Genomic DNA, 16073 nt, shown 5'->3' on the forward strand with positions numbered 1-16073 from the left:
CCGGCCGCTACCCGGCGCACTCTTCCCGCGTTAGCTGCTCGTTGCAGGCGATGCCAGCTTGTGTGCCTTCCGCAGCGGCTACTACCGCCTGTTGTGCCGCTGGGGTTGCGTCCCCCGCTGCGTATACTCCCATCACGCTCGTTTGAATGCGCTTATCTACCCGTACTCCTCCACTACGTGCAAGTCGGTAACAGCCTAGCTTATCTGCTAAATCACTGCGTTGTTGTTGGTCGGGGTGCAGGAAGAGGGCACTTCTTTCAATCCGACTGTTGTCATCGAATTCGATGTATTGAAGTTGTCCATTACGTTCCCCAATTAGGCGGAGAATAGGTTGCTCGTATACCGTGATGTTGTGCCGTTTCAAGCGCTGACGGGCATGTTCAGTTAAGCCTGCAGAGCCGTTGGTGCATACGACGACATCCTTTGACCAGCGACTAACCAATAAAGCAAATCCAGCCACCGACTTGCCTCTGCCAAGTACTGCTAAGGGCTGCTCACTTACTTCGTATCCATGGCAGTAGGGGCAATGCAATACGCCTGTGCCCCACAGTTCCCGCATGCCATCTATGGTTGGCAAAACGTCCATTACACCAGTCGCTAAGATAATTTTGCGCGTAGTGACGCATCTACCGTTGTCTAAAGTAACGCGGAAAGTACCCGTTTCGTCGTCACGCTCTGCTGTAGTAACGCAAACCTCTCGCTGCTCAACAGTAGGATAAGGCTGTAGTTGTTCGTGACCGATACGTAAGAGCTCCTGAGGCTTGATACCATCACGAGAAAGGAAGTTGTGGACAGCAGGGGATGGGGCATTGCGGGTCTTGCCCCCGTCGCAGAGAAGCACACGACGATGACATCTTCCCAATACCAATGCTGCACTAAGTCCAGCAGCCCCAGCGCCAACTATTACAACTTCATAATCAGTTGAGGGAACATGACGAGGCCGTCTGAAGGGCCGACGAGCAGAAATGGGCATAACACAAAATCCGTAGGGTTAGGGCCATTTTAAACCTATAAAACAGGAACAGGGTTGCTGTTGAGGTATTGATAGGCATGAGTAAAACGTCAATAACTCAAAGAGCGATTAGTTGTTGATCATCAGGATTAGTCGTTTAGGGCTGTCACTGCAGTTGCGCCGAAAGGATAGTTCGACCCACCGGCTACATGCGAAACGGCAAGTGCATCTCGCTCGCTTCGCTGCACATTAAAGACCACTCGGAAATGCGCAGATCAGAGATACTATGCGCTTTCTACCACGAATGCACGAGCCGACGCAGTCTGCACGTATCAATACCTTGTTTCAATTGGGCTTATAGCGTAGTCGACAAAAAGGGCTAGGCCTACCCATACTTACCGCTATGCTTTGAATCAGGGCGGTCGGGAGGCACGTTGAAACTGCAGAACCGATGCCCCACGTGGGAGCCACCAACTTAATATATAGCTCTCTAGCGCTTGTGCCGGTGCAAAGAAGTCATGGCATATAGGGCTATTATGGCCGCTGCACAGGCTGAAGCTGTCAGGGTGCTCACAGGGGCCATGTAGCAATTACTAGGCAGTGTCTGAAAAGTGGTGTTGCAAAATGCGCCGAATACAGGCTAACACGGCCATGTTGAGGAAGTGTGTATCGTGTTTGTCGTAGCGCGTGGCCACGCGGCGGTGCTCTTTGAGCGAGCCGAAGAAGCGCTCCACCACGTTGCGGCGGGCATAGCGTTGGGGTTCGATGCGCGGCGGACGCCCGCGTCGGCGGCAGCGCTGTCCCGGGGCAGGCTGGCGCCGCGGAATCACGGCGCGGATGCGGCGCCGGCGTAACCAGCGGCGGATGTGCTGCGAGTCGTAGCCGCGGTCGGCGATGAGCTGGCGCGGCCGGCGGCGGGCGTGTACCTGCTCGCACAGGGACTCGAACTGCGGCGCGTCGTGGCGCTGCCCGGCCGAGAGCTGCAGCGCCAGCGGCGTGCCCGCCCCGTCGCACACCACGTGCAGCTTGGTGGTCAGCCCGCCGCGGCTGCGCCCGAGGCACTGGGCTTTTTTTTCGCCCCGCCCGCCGCGCTTTTTGTGGCGCGCACCGTGGTCGAGTCCACCAGCCACGTGTCCAGGTCGAGCATGCCGTCCTGGTCCAAGCGCAGGCGCAAGGCGGCCAGTACCCGCCCGAAAGTGCCGTCTGCCGACCAGCGCCGAAACCGCTCGTAGGCCGTTTGCCACGGGCCATAACGCGCCGGCAAGTCCCGCCACGCCGCCCCCGTGCACAAGATCCACAGCAGCGCATTCCACAGCTGCCGGCCGTCGCGCCGCGGACGCCCCGTGCGCTGCGGCGGCAATTCGGCGGCTACTACCGCCCATTGGGCATCATTCAACTCGTATCGGGCTGCCATGCCCTAATTTACGCCCCAGCACTTTTCAGACACAGCCTAGTAGGCCTTGCTTGGTGGGCAGCTGGTGGCGCTGCTGAATGCTGTCGTTGATGGCACGTAGGTTGATACCCACAAAAGCGCGGCGGGGGAGAGGCTGAGCCTTGGTTTGGGCTAGGGCAGCGCCCGTTAGCAGCGAGCCGGCCGCAACCAAGCACACGGCAATAAGCTGTTTCATAGCATAATCGGAATGAGCAGTGAGGTGTGGAGCGGCACGAAAGCCGTTCAGCGGATATAGTAACCAGCTGATATAGAACCGTTGCTTTGCTCTTCCCGATTAGGCTGCCCTAGCAGCCTGTGCATAACTTATTCCACGTAATTCACACTGTGTGGAAAACTTTGTGCAAAACTTTAGCCAACTCGACCGTATTTGCTAACAACCTTATCAAGCTTACGCCGTATCGGCGCGCCGACGCTCCATGTGCAGCCAGCACACCTGATTGTGGGTCACCTCGCGGGCCAGCTCGAAGCCCGCTTTTTCGTAGGTACGCACCGCCCGGGTATTCGAGGCCGCTGGTACGATGTAGCACAGCTCCACGTCGAACTGGCTGAAGAGGTATTCTACCAGCGTGATGAGTGCATCGGTGCCGTAACCGCGCCCGGTGTCGGTTTGAGAAGCTATCCAGATGTCTAGTTCCGTGGAGTTGTCCAGCGGGTCGATGTCATTGTGGTTGATTTGCCCGATCAGCTCGCCGTCGACTTCAATGCCAAATGACTGCCCTTGGGAGGGGTCGGAGCCATCGAAGTAATGCGGAAGGTAATCAGTAAACAACTCTTCCCACGACGGCACTTGGGCACCGGCTTCAGGCCCGAAAATGTACGGGGTAGCGTCGGAGCGCACGGCCCAGCGGTAAAACAGCTCCTTGTCGGCTGGCGTGAGCGGGCGCAGGGTTACGGTCTGGCCTTGCAGCACGAGGGTACTTTCCATGGCGGAGGCGATAGGGGTAACGGAGAAGGCGCTGGCCTAAGATACGCCCACCGCCGGTAAATCCGGTTGGTAGACGGAGAAGGTTCTGGCCCGAGGCGCAACTTCTGCGCCGCTTTTACGCTTAATTAGCCACCACCTATGTTGTCCCGCTGCTCCGTGCTATGACGCTTACCATTACCCCGGCCGTCACCGATGCCGCCTCGTTGCGGCGCCTGTTTGATCTGCAAAAAGGCCGTAGCGCTGCCCTGCGCCGCGAAACGGCCAACGAGCGGGCAACTCGCCTGCAACGCCTTGATGCATGGGTAACCCAGAACCGCAAGGCCATTCAGCAGGCCTTGTATCAGGACTTTAAAAAGCCGGCCACCGAAACTGACGTGACGGAGGTATACGCCACGCAGGCCGAAATCCGGCACGCACTCAAAAACCTGAAAGACTGGATGCGGCCGCGCCGGGTAAGCACGCCGCTGGCTTTGATGGGCTCCAAGTCTTGGGTGCAGTACGAGCCCAAGGGTGTAAGCTTGGTAGTAGCGCCGTGGAATTACCCGTTCTACCTGGCCGTAGGGCCGCTGGCTTCGGCCCTGGCCGCCGGCAACTGCGTGGTGCTGAAGCCCTCCGAAATGACGCCTGCTGTGGCCGCCCTGCTCACTCGCATGGCCCAGGAGGTGTTTGATCCGGCCGAAGTGTCGGTGGTGGAAGGCGACAAAGACGTGGCCACCGAACTGCTGCGTCTGCCCTTCGACCACATCTTCTTCACCGGCTCGCCGCAGGTGGGCAAAGTGGTGATGCGCGCCGCCGCCGAGCACCTTACCAGCGTCACGCTGGAATTGGGCGGCAAGTCGCCGGCCGTGGTAGACGATACCGCCGACCTGCGCGATACCGCCGAGAAACTCGTGTGGGGCAAGTGCATCAACGCCGGCCAGACCTGCGTGGCGCCCGATTATTTGTTGGTGCACGAGCGGGTGAAGGAGCCGCTGATCGAAGAAATCCGGCAAGCCCTGCAGCGCTTTTACAACGCCGACGGCAAGGGCGTAGAAGCCTCCGAGTCGTACGCGCGCATCGTCAACAGTCACCACTTTCAGCGTATCGCCCACTTGCTGGAAGATGCCCAACAGCACGGCGCCCACATTGTGGTGGGCGGCAGCGTCAATGCCTCGCAGTGCTTTATCGAGCCCACCGTGCTGACCGATGCTCCGCCCGACAGCGCCATCATGCAGGAGGAAATCTTCGGTCCGCTGCTGCCCGTGCAGACGTTCAGCAACCTTATGGAAGCCACCGACTTCGTGAACGACCGGCCCCGGCCGCTGGCCCTGTACCTCTTCACGCGCAGCAGCGAAAACCAGCGCTATTTGCTGGGCCATATCCCGGCCGGTGGCGCCTGTGTGAATGATACCATCATCCACCTGAGCCACCCCGAGCTGCCTTTTGGCGGCATCGGCAACAGCGGCATTGGGAAGGCGCACGGTTACTACAGCTTCGTGGCCTTCTCCAACGAAAAAGCTGTGCTGCAGCAGCGCGTGGGCCACACCGGCATCAAGCTCTTCTACCCGCCCTACGGCGACCGGGTCCGCAAAATGGTGGGCTGGCTGCTGAAGTACCTGTAAGCCGGAGGTAGTTAGATAAACAAAGACCGTCCTGTGGGAGGGCAGTTGGAGCATCTCAAGGGCTTCAACTGCCCTCCCACAGGACGGTCAAAAAGGTGGCGGTGCCTCTACAGCTACGTGCTTAAATAACCGAAGGCGGCGTGGCCGAAGGCAAGCGGGACTTGTGCTTTTTGTTGCTCGGGCGCTTGTTCGTTATGGAAAGCAGCGAGAGTTCTGCGTACACGTTGCCGCCGTAAGGCTTCGACGCAAACAAGCCGGCCACGTCGTTGGAGCCCACGCTCAGCGGCCCTATCCGCGCGGCTAGGCCGTAGGCCATCGTCCGGTAGTTGTTAATCATTGATAAGGAACTTGACAGCTCCAGCCACTTCATTTCTACGCGCGGCGTCACGGAGAAAAACGAGAAATGGCGCATGCCGGTAGCATAGCTCCCGCGAAGCCCCTGGCTAAGGGCTGCATTTACGTACAAGCGTTGCCGAATGCGGTAATCCACATCCAAGTTCAACGCCGTGGGCAGGGCCGCCGTAAAGCTAGTTTCCTTTTTGTAGCGCTGCGTCTGCAGCATGCGGTCGAGCTTGGTGTTGAAGTTTTCGAAGTCAATTCCTTCGGCGTCGGCCTCGCTGATGCCCAGGTCAGCCGGTTTGATACGGTTGTAGGCTACGGCATTGGTAGCGTATCGAATGGAGCCGATGTCGACCAAGGCGGCCGATACGCGGTACTTGTACTTGCTGCGCGAGTGGTCGATGCGGTTCCGGCCTTTTTTATCGGCGTAGCGGTACTGCGTCACGTCGGGACGAAACTCGTACACGAAGCCAATATCAGCGCCCCAGCCACTGCCGGGGGCATTGCTAGGCGTTAGCCAGTTGCGCGCCGTGCTCAGGTCGAAGTCCTTGAAGGCGTCGGGATTGGAGTAGCCGAAGGAGCCGTCGAGGCGGCGCAGGCGCAGCGTGGAGTCACCAGTAGCGGCCGTCCGCGTTACCACTTCGTAATCCAGCTCGCGGCTTTGCAGGTAAGCCGAGCCCAAGCCCATCAGGCGCTTGGCCGTGATGCCCGCCTTCAGGAAGTGACCTTCCTTGTCGAACAGTACGCGGCCGTAGGATAGGTTCCACTCCGCGAAGGCGTTCAGGTTCAGGTTGAACGTGTTGCCGGTGGACAGGCCGCGGGTTTTGAACTCGTCTACCGCGCTTTGAATCAGGGTCTGCGACACTTGGTTGCCCTGAAAAGCCATGCGCACGCGGCTACTGGCCGCCACGGTGTTCTTTTCGTTGATGCGCAGCAGCACGCCCGGCCCGCGCAGCGTCATGCCCACGCTGAAGAGCTTGGGCGCGTCGTTCATGCGGCGGTCCAGCGTGGAGTTATTCAGGTCAAAGGAAGCGTCGCTATTTAGCGGGCTCCAGCCGCCGGTGTAGCGGTAGGCCGTATTGGTGCCGTGCGCATCCAGGCCGGCCAGCCGGATCTGGAGTGTGTAGCGGCTGTCGGCTAGCGTAGCCGGGTTCCAGGCAGCCCCGTTCAGGCCGCTGTAGTTACTGCGCGAAGCATTAAAAGAGGATTGCGCAACTGCTAGCCCAGGAAGCAGCAGCAGCGCGGCGCCTAGGAGGCGCGGAGCAAAGGTTGACACAGAGTGGGTAAAGAAAGTTGCCGATATGGCGCGGGTAAGAGGGTGTTTATCGTGCTGACTGTCAAAAAGAAAAGCAAAACGATAAAACTTAAAAAGAGCAGTAAGCGTATACGCAAGATTTTGCGCACACGAAATCAAGCAAAGGTAGCCCCGCCGTTAAGGGTCAACCAATACCTACTTTCAGGTAATTTTTTGGGCCGGGTGGTTTCGCTGAATTCGGCAACAGAAAAAAGCGCTGCATGCCGACTTTCTCTTCGCAAATGCCTATCTTTTCAGGTGGACTAACCCGTCAGCACATTACGCGGCGGGCTTAGCGAAAAGACTGCTCGCATGAACCTCACCGCCGCTCAGCAGCAAGTGCTGCTGGCCCTCGCCGATGCATTTATTCCCAGCCTGCCTGGCCGCGCCGGGCACCCGCAGTTTTGGCAGCGCCGCGGCTCCGAGGGCGTAAGCCTGGAATTGCTCACGGCCGCCATCGAGGCCCAGCCGGCAACGGCACAGCAACAATTCATGCAGCTGGTAGACCTGCTCGATAGTCGTCTGCTGGGGCTGAGCTGGCTTGGGCCGCTGAAGCCCTTTCCCGAGCTGAGCCCTGAGCAGCAGGAAAAGCTGCTTCAAAACTGGTCACAAAGCAGCCTGCCACCGTTGCGTCAAGGTTTTCAGGCTCTGCGCAAGCTGATGACTTTTCTGTATTACGGCAGCAGCCAGCCTGGCGCGGCCAGTCCCAATTGGGAAGCCATTGGCTACCCCGGTCCGCTGGCCCTCACCGATGGTGTGGTGGACACACCGCGCCCCCTGGCCACGCTGCATCCCGAGCGCGACGTGACTTACGACTGCGAAGTGCTGGTAATCGGAAGCGGTGCCGGCGGGGGAGTGGTAGCCGGTGAGCTGGCCGCCGCTGGCCTCGAGGTGCTGGTGCTGGAAAAAGGCCCGTACTGCCACGGCTGTGAGTTTACGCAGCGCGAAGCCGACATGATCGGGCACCTTTATGATGCCCGCGGTACCCTGAGCACCACTGATGGCGGCGTCACGCTGCTGGCCGGCTCCTGCCTCGGCGGCGGCACCACCGTCAACTGGGCCGGCTCCTTCCGCACGCCCGATTACGTGCTGGAAGAATGGGCCCGGGAGCACCAGGCGCCGCACTTCACGCAGGATTCGTTTCGTCAAAGTCTCGATGCCGTAGCGGCCACCCTGAGCGTCAATACCAACTACACGCGCCACAACGGCCAAAACCAAGCCCTGCTCGACGGTTCGCACAAGCTGGGTCACGAAGTGCGCTTGATTCCGCGCAACGAAAAAGGCCTCGATGAATCCGACCTGCACTACCGTGGCCTCGGTTTCAGCACCTTCGGCGACCGGTACGGCATCAAGCAAGGCACTTTAAACACCTACCTGCGCACCGCCGCCGAGCACGGCGCCCGTCTGCTGGCCGATACCCGCGTGGAGCGCATTATGGTGGAAGCCGGCCGCACCACTGGCGCCGAGGCCTTATACACCACTGCCGAGGGCCGCACCGTGCGCGTACTGGTGCGGGCCAAGCGCGTGGTGGTGGCCGGCGGCGCCATCCAGACGCCCGCGCTGCTGCTGCGGAGCGGCCTGCGCCATCCGCACCTCGGTCAGCACCTGCACCTGCACCCCACAGTGGCCGTGTCGGGAGTATATCCGTGGGCTATTGATCCGTGGTACGGACCTAGCATGTCGGTGGTAAACGACAGCTGCGCCCGCCTCAATGGCTCCAACTTCGGCGCAAAAATAGAAACGCCACCCGCGCACCTTGGGCTGATGGCCATGACCTTGCCGTGGATTTCGGGCGAGCAGCATAAGCGCCTCATGCAGCAAGCGCCGTACCTCGGTTCCTTCATCGTGCTCACGCGCGACCGGGACGGCGGCCGCGTGCGCGTCGATCGGCAGGGGAGGCCGCTCATCAGCTACCGCCTCAGCCAGCATGACCGAGCCAGTATGCTCGCCGCCGCTCGCACCGCTGCCGAAGTGCACGTGGCTGCTGGCGCGCATACCGTGTACCTGCCGCACGGTACGCTGCCCACGCTGCACGCGCAGGACGGCGTCATTCAGAACCCTCAAGTGCTTGACGGTCTGCCGCAACTGAACTGGGCCCCGAACCGATTCAATCTGTACAGCGCCCACCAGATGAGTACCTGCCGCATGGGCGGCGACCGAAGCCTGCACCCCACTAGCCCTACCGGCGAAACGTATGAAGTCAAAGGCCTGTACGTGGCCGATGGCTCGGCTTTTCCGGCCTGCAGCGGCGTCAATCCCATGCTCACTATTATGGCGCTGGCGCACCACACGGCCCAACACCTGAAAGCCGATTTGAGCGTGGTTACGCCGCGAACTGCAGCTATTACCGCGGGATAGTCTGCACGCAGAGTTGTTTATTTGCGGCTGGGTGCTGGTTGGTACCAGTAAGCCGTTGTGTTGCATGCTACATTCTGACATTTCCTCGCCTGATCAATTCCGTACTGACACGCTGGTGATTGGCGCTGGGCAGGCCGGACTGGCAGCGGCGTACTACTTACAGCAGGCCGGCACCAAGTGCATCCTGGTAGAGCAGGGGGCCGCTGTGGGGCAAGCGTGGTCTTCGCGCTATGATTCGTTGCGGCTGTTTTCGCCGGCCTGGGCCAGCAAGCTGCCGGGGCTGGGTTGGCCTGGCAATCCGTGGCGCTACCCAACCAAAGACGAGGCCGCTGACTACTTGCAGCGCTACGCGGCACATTTTCGCTTTGAGGTGCACACCCAGCAGCGGGTGGTACATGTTGGGGCTATTGGCGACAATGGCTTCGAAGCCCACACGCAGCGAGGCAGCCGCTACATCGCGCGGCGGGTAATCGTGTGCACCGGTGGGTTCGATGCGCCGCGCGTGCCGGAGTGGGCCGCCGAGCTAGCCCCGGAAGTAACGCAGGTGCACAGCCAAGTGTACCGCAACCCCACTCAGTTGCCGGGCTCCGGGCCCGTAGCCGTGGTCGGCAGCGGCAACTCGGCCCTGCAGATTGCCGCCGAACTGGCCGCCACCAGCCGGCCCGTGTATGCGGCCTTCGATTCGCGTACGCCCAGCATGGTCAATAATACGCTGATGTGGGCAGTGCTACGGAGCCTGCGCGTGTTTCGGGCCTCCCGGCACGGCCGGCTAGGTGCCTGGATGCACGCCCAGCCCGAGCCGGTAGTAGCCCGCGACCTGCAGCAGCTCCGGCGGTTTCCGAATGTGCACTGGATCGGGCGGGCGCACGGGGCCGCGGGTGCGTCGCTGGTCGGCGGTGCCGATGATACCCCGCCGCTACAAGGCGTGGTGTGGGCTACCGGCTATAAGCCCAATTTCAACTGGATTGATTTGCCCGTGTTGGATGCCAACGGGTGGCCCCGGCACCACCGCGGCTTAACGGAACAGCCGGGTTTGGCGTTTCTCGGACTACCTTGGCTCGACAACCGCGGCTCGGCCTTGATGGGCGGAGTGGCACACGATGCTCGTCGAGTGGTAAGGCAGCTTCTGGCGAATTAGGAGCCTAATTGGGCGAAAAAAGGAACCGAGCATTGGCCTTATATGGTTAAAGCTACGTACCTTGGTGTAAAGGCATCCATTTTTTTGCATTCTTTCATGACGCTGAATTCGCTCGCTGATAAATTAGCCGCGCTCTTGGACCGTCTGCTCGGCGGCCGCACTCCTCAGCTCCAACCAGTGCCAGTCCGCGCCCGCCGCTAATTTTCCTTTTGATTTGTATAATCAGCCCTTCCAAGCCCTGGAGGGGCTTTTTTTTGCCCTTGCGCACCGAGAAAAGATGGTTGAGAAGTAGTTTTTGGCCAAACTCTCGATGATCAAGCTGCAGGCGCAATCATGCTTTTGCCACAGCCGCGCCTGACCACCAAAAGGACCGAGGCCGCTGCCCCAGCAAGTGGAACAACGGCCTCGGCAAGTGGGCAAAAGTCGGAATTGACTTATTAGCGAATCACGAGTTTGCGCATTACACTGTTATTGTCTGCATCAATCTTGATGTAGTACAATCCAGTGGCAAAGCGGCTCAAATCTAGCGTACGGGTATAGCGGTTATCCAGCTCCGTAATGGTCTCGCGGTAAACCACGGTGCCAATCACGTTGAGTACGCGCAATTCCGTCTTGCGGCCTTCGAAACCGGTAACGGCAATATGAACCACACCCGAGCTCGGGTTGGGGTACACGAGGATGTTCTTCTCTTCGGAAGAACCGGCTGGCCGCGGCGCTGTTTGCAGCTTGGCGGGGGCAGCTGGTAAACTGCTTGGCAAACAGCACACGCTAAAAGCAGCCACCAATACAGCGTAAAGTAGTCGTTTGGGCATAAAAACGGGTAAGACTGAAAAAGCGCCCGACAAAAAAATTGAACCGTAGGACGCCGCGCAGTGCGCTAATCGTCTGCAAAAATAACGGCTTCTTTTGAAATAGGTTGTAAAATATAGTGTTTTCGGGATGACTTTTCCACCCGGAAATACGAATACTGCACAAAGTTTCGTTTTTAATCCTTGTCCTCGCGTTTTTGAACAGCTCGACCGTAAATTTTGACTCAGCCGTTTTAGTAATCGGCGGTGGTTTGGCTGGGCTGACGGCGGCGTTGGACCTAGCCGGGCGTGGCTGGCCCGTGACCCTAGTGGAGCGGCGGCAGTACCCGTTTCACCGGGTATGCGGCGAATATGTGTCGAACGAGGTGTTGCCTTACCTGCAACGCCTAGGCGCCGACCCCGTCGTGCTTGGCCCGGCCCGCATCGGGCAGTTCCTGGTATCGGCGCCGGGTGGGCGCACGCTCACGGCTCAGCTGGACCTGGGTGGTTTTGGCGTCAGTCGCTTTGCACTGGATGAGTTTTTATACCGCCAGGCTAGGGCCCGTGGCGTGCAGGTGCTACAAAACGCAACCGTGACCGACGTGCAGTTTGAGGCTGAACTCGACGGCTTTCGCGTATCCCTGGCCACGGGTCAGCAACTGACGGCTCGCGTAGTGCTGGGCGCTTACGGCAAGCGTGCCACCCTCGACCGACAGCTCGAACGAGCCTTTTTCCGGCAACGCTCGCCTTACATAGGTGTCAAGTATCACCTGAAGTTAGATTTTCCTCGGGACCTGATAGCTCTGCACAACTTCGAAGACGGCTACGCAGGTCTTTCGGCGGTGGAAGACGGGCGCTATTGCTTTTGTTACCTGGCCACGCGCGAGCAGCTGCGCCGCCACGGCAACATTCCGGCGCTGGAAGCCGAGGTGTTGGCTCGCAACCCGCATTTGCGGCGCGTGCTGGCCGAATCGGAGCGGCTATATACCCAGCCCGAGGTCATCAACGAGATTTCCTTCGCCCCAAAAACCTGCGTGGAGCAGCACGTGCTGATGTGCGGCGATACGGCCGGCCTGATTACTCCGCTTTGCGGCAACGGCATGGCCATGGCCATTCACGGGGCAGCCGTAGCCGCCCGCCACACCGACGCGTACCTGCGCGGCTCGCTCACGCGTGCCGGCCTGGAAGCGGGGTACACCCGTGAGTGGCAGCAGCGGTTTGCTATGCGCCTGCAGGTGGGCCGGCTGGTGCAGCGGCTCTTTGGCGGGCCTCGCCTTACCGATGCCGTAGTAGGCACCTTGCGCTACGCCCCAGCGGTGGTGCAGGGCCTGATGCGGCAAACCCACGGCGTACCATTCTAAAACCTTCGCTTAGCTGGGCCGTTGTCGTTACTACATAAAGGTGTCGGCTACTACCGACGCTGTCCACCGTTTCTCGCCGCAATGACCACCAGCTACCTCAGTGCCATCGGCACGGCCACGCCCGCGCATCGACTGCCCCAGTCGCAAATTGCCGAGTTTATGGCCCGCGCCCACGGCATGGACGAAGCCGGTACGCGCAAGCTACGGGCAATTTACCGCATGTCAGGCATCGGCTACCGGCACTCCGTGCTGCCCGATTACGGGCGGGACGAAGGCGCCTACACGTTTTTCCCCAATACCCCGGATCTGGAGCCGTTTCCCACGGTGGGCGCCCGCATGCGCGTGTACCGCCGCGAAGCGCTGCCGCTGGCTGCCGAGGCCGCGCTGGACTGCTTGCGCCGGGCTCCGGAGGTATCGCCCCAAAGTATCACGCACTTGGTGTCGGTGAGCTGCACGGGCATGTACGCGCCGGGCTTGGATATCGAGCTGGTGCAACACCTGGGGCTGCGGCCCGATGTGCAGCGTACCTGCGTGAATTTTATGGGCTGTTACGCGGCCTTCAATGCGCTGAAGCTGGCCGATGCCTTTTGCCGGGCCGATGCCCGCGCCCGGGTGCTCATCGTGTGTACCGAGCTGTGTACGCTGCACTTTCAGAAGCGCGCCGAAGAAGACCACCTCGTGGCCAACGCGCTGTTTGGCGACGGGGCCTCGGCCGCTTTGGTGCTGGGCAAGGCCGCTGCTGGCCGGCCCAACCTGGAGCTAACAGCCTTTCACTGCGGCCTGGAGCCCGATGGGCAGGCCGACATGGCTTGGCACGTCAATGATTTTGGCTTCGAAATGACCCTTTCAAGCTACGTGCCGCGCCTGGTGAAGCAAGGCATCCGCAAACTTACCGACGGCCTGCTGCGCCGCCTGCCCGTGCGCCTGCCCGACGTACGGCACTTCGCTATTCATCCCGGCGGGCGCCGCATTCTGGAGGCCATCGAACAGGAACTGGGCCTAACGCCCGCCGACAACCGCCATGCTTACCGTGTGCTGCACGAAGTGGGCAACCTGTCGTCGGCTACGGTGCTGTTCGTGTTGCGCGAACTGCTTGGCGAGCTGCAGCCTGAGGAGCACGGCGCGCCAGTGCTCAGCTTTGCCTTCGGCCCCGGCCTGACACTAGAGGCCATGCTGCTGCGGGTAACTTACAGCGACTAGTCGCCCACTGAAGCTTATGCCCGACCTCGCGCACCGCTCTTCGGAACCGGAACTGATGGACGACCTGTCGCTGGCCTCCGATGCCTTGCGGCAGAATCTCGACGAGCTGGAGATTATCAATACCCGGCTCGGGGGCTACCGCGTAATTACCGATGCCCTGCGGCGGCTCCGGCCCCGGTTTGATGCCAGCCAGCCAGTGCGCATCGTTGACCTGGGCAGCGGCGGCGGCGATACGCTGCGGCACGTGGCCCGCTGGGCCCGGCGTCAGCAGCTGGCCGTGGACCTGCTGGGCGTGGACGCCAATGCCTTTATGGTGGATTACGCAGAAGCGCGCAGCGAGGAATACCCCGAAATCAGCTTTACGCAGCATAATATTTTCGCTCACGACTTCGCCCAACAGCACTATGACGTGGTGATGTGCAGCTTGTTCTGCCACCACTTTCCGGAACGGGAACTGGTGCCTATGCTGCGGCAGTGGCAACAGCAGGCGCGCGTGGCCGTAGTCATTAATGACTTGCACCGCCACGCGCTGGCCTACCACAGCATCAAGTGGCTTACGCGGCTGCTGGGTGGCTCTTACCTGGTGCAGAACGACGCTCCGCTATCCGTAGCCCGCGCTTTTCGCCGCCGGGACTGGGAACGGATGCTGGCCGCCGCCGGCATCACCCGTTACGAGTTACGTTGGCAGTGGGCGTTCCGCTGGCAGGTCATCATCAGTGGTGACAAGGGAAAGTGAAAAGCTGAAAGAAGCGCTTGTTTTCCGCACTTTTCCCTTCACTATTTTACTTAAAACCATAGCTCCCGCGCCAGACGGAAGGTATTGGCATGGGCTTCCACGATGTCGCTGATGCGCTCGGAGTAGCCGCCGCCCATGCATACCACCACGGGCAGGCGGTGACGGTGGCAGAGCTCCAACACCAGCCGGTCGCGGCGGCGGCAGCCTTCGCGGGTAAGGCGCAGCTTACCAAGCTTATCGGTGACGAGCACATCGACGCCGGCGAGGAAAAAAACGAATTCGGGCTGCACCTCGTCGAAGAGGCGCGGGAGCGTGTCGGCGAGTAGGCGCAGGTAGGCCGCGTCCTCGGTGCCGTCGGGCAGGGCTAGGTCGAGGTCGGATTGCTCTTTGCGCGCCGGGTAGTTTCGTTCGCCGTGCATGCTGAAAGTGAACACGCGGGGTTCGTCGCGGAAGATGGCCGCCGTGCCGTTGCCCTGGTGCACATCAAGGTCGACGATAAGAATCTTGCCGATGCCCTCGTGATTGAGCAGGTAATGTGCAGCCACGGCTTGGTCGTTGAGCAGGCAAAATCCTTCGCCGCGGTCGGTGAAGGCATGGTGCGTGCCACCGGCTACGTTCAGGGCCACGCCGGTGTGGCGGGCCAGCTTGGCGCACTGCACCGTGCCCCCCAGAATGGTGACCTCGCGCCGCACCAACTGCTCCGACCACGGAAAGCCCGTGGCACGCTCCTCCTGCCGCGTGAGCTGGCCCTGCTGCAGCCGGTGATAATAGGCCACGTCGTGGGTTTCCAGCGTGTACTTTTCGGGCAGCGGAATAGGAGCGAAGAGGCTGGCTTCGTCGACGATGCCTTCGCGCAGGAGCTGCTCAGGCAGCAGCTCGTACTTGAGCATGGGAAAGCGGTGGCCAGGCGGTAGCGGATGGGCGTAAAGCGGCGCCCACGCTACGGGCGGGTAATGCGGATGAGTCACGGGCTGATCAACGGCCGAGGCCGCCCGGATGTTTGGCGCTTACTGCGTAGGGCCGTTATCCACGCGGGCTTCCACCGTGTTTTGTACCGACGTAGCCACGCTCGACAGCAGGTCGTAGCCGGTGGCCGTTTCGATGGCGTCGACGGTGGTGCGGTACTCGCCCCAATTGCTGCTGACGTTGTTTTCGTTGGGCGTATCGATGGCAACGACGCGGGTGCTGGTGCTGACGCGGCTGGCATCGTCGCGGCCTTCGGGCAGCACTACCACCACTTTCCAGAGGCGGCTGGGCACGGTCACGCGGCCTTGGTCGATGATGGTAGCGGCCCCATTGGCGCCGGTGCCGCCCCGGCCATAAGCACCGCTGATGATGTAAAGCTCATTGCCCTGGCCTACGAGGGTGCGGCAGTAGTTTTCCAGATTGGCCCACATGCGCTGGTTGTGGTTGGGCGCCTGCGGTACCATGTTGGTCATCTGAAACGTAGCCGAGTTATCCTCGGCGCTGGCGGTACGGTCGGCGGAGGGACACATATGGCCGCGGTCGAAGCCGGAGCCCGAGTAGCTGGTGCCGCTTACCTGGTACCAGCCGGCGGGCAGGGTGTTGTCGGCGCGGAAGTTGTCCTGTCGCGTTTCGGAGCCCAGCCATCCGCTGCTCAGGTGCCACGATACCCAGTTCGGAATGCCCCGGTCGCGGTGGTAGCTAAGGGCGTACTGCGGCTTCAGCAGCAGGTAGTTCTGCGGCTGCGTCACGTTGGCCACGGCGCCGCTGGGGTTACCCAGGGCGAGGTGGTCGGGCGTTTCTGGCGTGGCGTCATCTTTTTTACAGGCACCCAACATAGCCATCAGCAGCAATAGCCGGGCGCATCCTACAGCACTACGAGTCATAAGCAAGCATTGGAAAGAAATGCAAGATGGCCAATCCGGGAGTTACCGGTGCCGGCTCCGGCGTGGGCAGCCACGACG

Annotated in this window: 13 protein-coding genes and 1 pseudogene; 6 read left to right on the forward strand and 8 right to left on the reverse strand. The window is 60.8% G+C overall.

Going from position 1 to position 16073, the window contains the following annotated elements; translation table 11 throughout:
• Positions 1-7 precede the first annotated feature (7 nt).
• The 4 genes and pseudogenes from AC5FXY_RS20930 to AC5FXY_RS20945 all read right to left on the reverse strand — a co-directional run bounded on the left by AC5FXY_RS20930 (position 8) and on the right by AC5FXY_RS20945 (position 3330).
• Positions 8-973, reverse strand: a complete 966-nt coding sequence (locus AC5FXY_RS20930) for an NAD(P)/FAD-dependent oxidoreductase (protein ID WP_493558675.1) — start codon at positions 971-973, stop codon at positions 8-10.
• A 662-nt stretch (positions 974-1635) separates the two neighbouring features.
• A pseudogene (locus tag AC5FXY_RS20935) lies at positions 1636-2366 on the reverse strand (IS5 family transposase); the annotation flags it as partial.
• A gap of 25 nt (positions 2367-2391) precedes the next feature.
• Entirely contained in the window at positions 2392-2580 is a 189-nt protein-coding gene (locus AC5FXY_RS20940; RefSeq protein WP_493558676.1) for a hypothetical protein, read from the reverse strand.
• 213 nt (positions 2581-2793) lie between these two features.
• Positions 2794-3330, reverse strand: a complete 537-nt coding sequence (locus tag AC5FXY_RS20945) for a GNAT family N-acetyltransferase (protein WP_493558677.1) — start codon at positions 3328-3330, stop codon at positions 2794-2796.
• Between the two features lie 161 nt (positions 3331-3491).
• Here AC5FXY_RS20945 and AC5FXY_RS20950 point away from each other — a divergent pair, with 161 nt between their 5' ends.
• A complete protein-coding gene (locus AC5FXY_RS20950; protein WP_493558678.1) occupies positions 3492-4931 on the forward strand; it encodes an aldehyde dehydrogenase family protein in 1440 nt (479 codons plus the stop codon).
• A 121-nt stretch (positions 4932-5052) separates the two neighbouring features.
• On the opposite strand, the gene AC5FXY_RS20955 is transcribed toward AC5FXY_RS20950, so the two are convergent.
• A complete protein-coding gene (locus tag AC5FXY_RS20955; RefSeq protein ID WP_493558679.1) occupies positions 5053-6546 on the reverse strand; it encodes a DUF5723 family protein in 1494 nt (497 codons plus the stop codon).
• Positions 6547-6876: 330 nt separating this feature from the next.
• Here AC5FXY_RS20955 and AC5FXY_RS20960 point away from each other — a divergent pair, with 330 nt between their 5' ends.
• Both AC5FXY_RS20960 and AC5FXY_RS20965 read left to right on the forward strand, forming a co-directional pair.
• Positions 6877-8922 carry an FAD-dependent oxidoreductase gene (locus tag AC5FXY_RS20960; protein WP_493558680.1) on the forward strand — a complete coding sequence of 682 codons (2046 nt, stop codon included), beginning with the start codon at positions 6877-6879 and terminating at the stop codon, positions 8920-8922.
• A 64-nt stretch (positions 8923-8986) separates the two neighbouring features.
• A complete protein-coding gene (locus AC5FXY_RS20965; RefSeq protein ID WP_493558681.1) occupies positions 8987-10060 on the forward strand; it encodes a flavin-containing monooxygenase in 1074 nt (357 codons plus the stop codon).
• Between the two features lie 437 nt (positions 10061-10497).
• Here the strand turns inward: AC5FXY_RS20965 and AC5FXY_RS20970 are convergent, their stop codons facing one another.
• On the reverse strand, positions 10498-10872 hold the full coding sequence (locus AC5FXY_RS20970; protein ID WP_493558682.1) for a T9SS type A sorting domain-containing protein: 375 nt from the start codon (positions 10870-10872) through the stop codon (positions 10498-10500).
• A 194-nt stretch (positions 10873-11066) separates the two neighbouring features.
• Here AC5FXY_RS20970 and AC5FXY_RS20975 point away from each other — a divergent pair, with 194 nt between their 5' ends.
• From AC5FXY_RS20975 to AC5FXY_RS20985, 3 genes are all read left to right on the forward strand, one after another.
• Positions 11067-12209 (forward strand): NAD(P)/FAD-dependent oxidoreductase, encoded by a 1143-nt coding sequence (locus AC5FXY_RS20975; RefSeq protein WP_493558683.1) that lies wholly within the window; start codon positions 11067-11069, stop codon positions 12207-12209.
• Between the two features lie 81 nt (positions 12210-12290).
• Positions 12291-13409: a type III polyketide synthase gene (locus AC5FXY_RS20980; RefSeq protein ID WP_493558684.1), complete on the forward strand. Its 1119-nt coding sequence runs from the start codon at positions 12291-12293 to the stop codon at positions 13407-13409.
• 16 nt (positions 13410-13425) lie between these two features.
• On the forward strand, positions 13426-14145 hold the full coding sequence (locus AC5FXY_RS20985) for a methyltransferase domain-containing protein (RefSeq protein ID WP_493558685.1): 720 nt from the start codon (positions 13426-13428) through the stop codon (positions 14143-14145).
• Between the two features lie 50 nt (positions 14146-14195).
• Here the strand turns inward: AC5FXY_RS20985 and AC5FXY_RS20990 are convergent, their stop codons facing one another.
• Positions 14196-15113 (reverse strand): histone deacetylase family protein, encoded by a 918-nt coding sequence (locus AC5FXY_RS20990; protein WP_493558686.1) that lies wholly within the window; start codon positions 15111-15113, stop codon positions 14196-14198.
• Positions 15114-15152: 39 nt separating this feature from the next.
• On the reverse strand, positions 15153-15995 hold the full coding sequence (locus AC5FXY_RS20995) for a DNA/RNA non-specific endonuclease (protein ID WP_493558687.1): 843 nt from the start codon (positions 15993-15995) through the stop codon (positions 15153-15155).
• Positions 15996-16073 lie beyond the last annotated feature (78 nt).

The organism is Hymenobacter sp. FMD4 (genome assembly GCF_058932745.1).

What these genes read in the sequence shown, in the direction of transcription:
- AC5FXY_RS20945 (WP_493558677.1), bottom strand. Translation starts at nt 3,330, where the DNA reads ATGGAAAGTACCCTCGTGCTGCAAGGCCAGACCGTAACCCTGCGCCCG.
- AC5FXY_RS20970 (WP_493558682.1), bottom strand. Translation starts at nt 10,872, where the DNA reads ATGCCCAAACGACTACTTTACGCTGTATTGGTGGCTGCTTTTAGCGTG.
- AC5FXY_RS20980 (WP_493558684.1), top strand. Translation starts at nt 12,291, where the DNA reads ATGACCACCAGCTACCTCAGTGCCATCGGCACGGCCACGCCCGCGCAT.
- AC5FXY_RS20965 (WP_493558681.1), top strand. Translation starts at nt 8,987, where the DNA reads ATGCTACATTCTGACATTTCCTCGCCTGATCAATTCCGTACTGACACG.
- AC5FXY_RS20995 (WP_493558687.1), bottom strand. Translation starts at nt 15,995, where the DNA reads ATGACTCGTAGTGCTGTAGGATGCGCCCGGCTATTGCTGCTGATGGCT.
- AC5FXY_RS20930 (WP_493558675.1), bottom strand. Translation starts at nt 973, where the DNA reads ATGCCCATTTCTGCTCGTCGGCCCTTCAGACGGCCTCGTCATGTTCCC.
- AC5FXY_RS20985 (WP_493558685.1), top strand. Translation starts at nt 13,426, where the DNA reads ATGCCCGACCTCGCGCACCGCTCTTCGGAACCGGAACTGATGGACGAC.
- AC5FXY_RS20950 (WP_493558678.1), top strand. Translation starts at nt 3,492, where the DNA reads ATGACGCTTACCATTACCCCGGCCGTCACCGATGCCGCCTCGTTGCGG.
- AC5FXY_RS20960 (WP_493558680.1), top strand. Translation starts at nt 6,877, where the DNA reads ATGAACCTCACCGCCGCTCAGCAGCAAGTGCTGCTGGCCCTCGCCGAT.
- AC5FXY_RS20940 (WP_493558676.1), bottom strand. Translation starts at nt 2,580, where the DNA reads ATGAAACAGCTTATTGCCGTGTGCTTGGTTGCGGCCGGCTCGCTGCTA.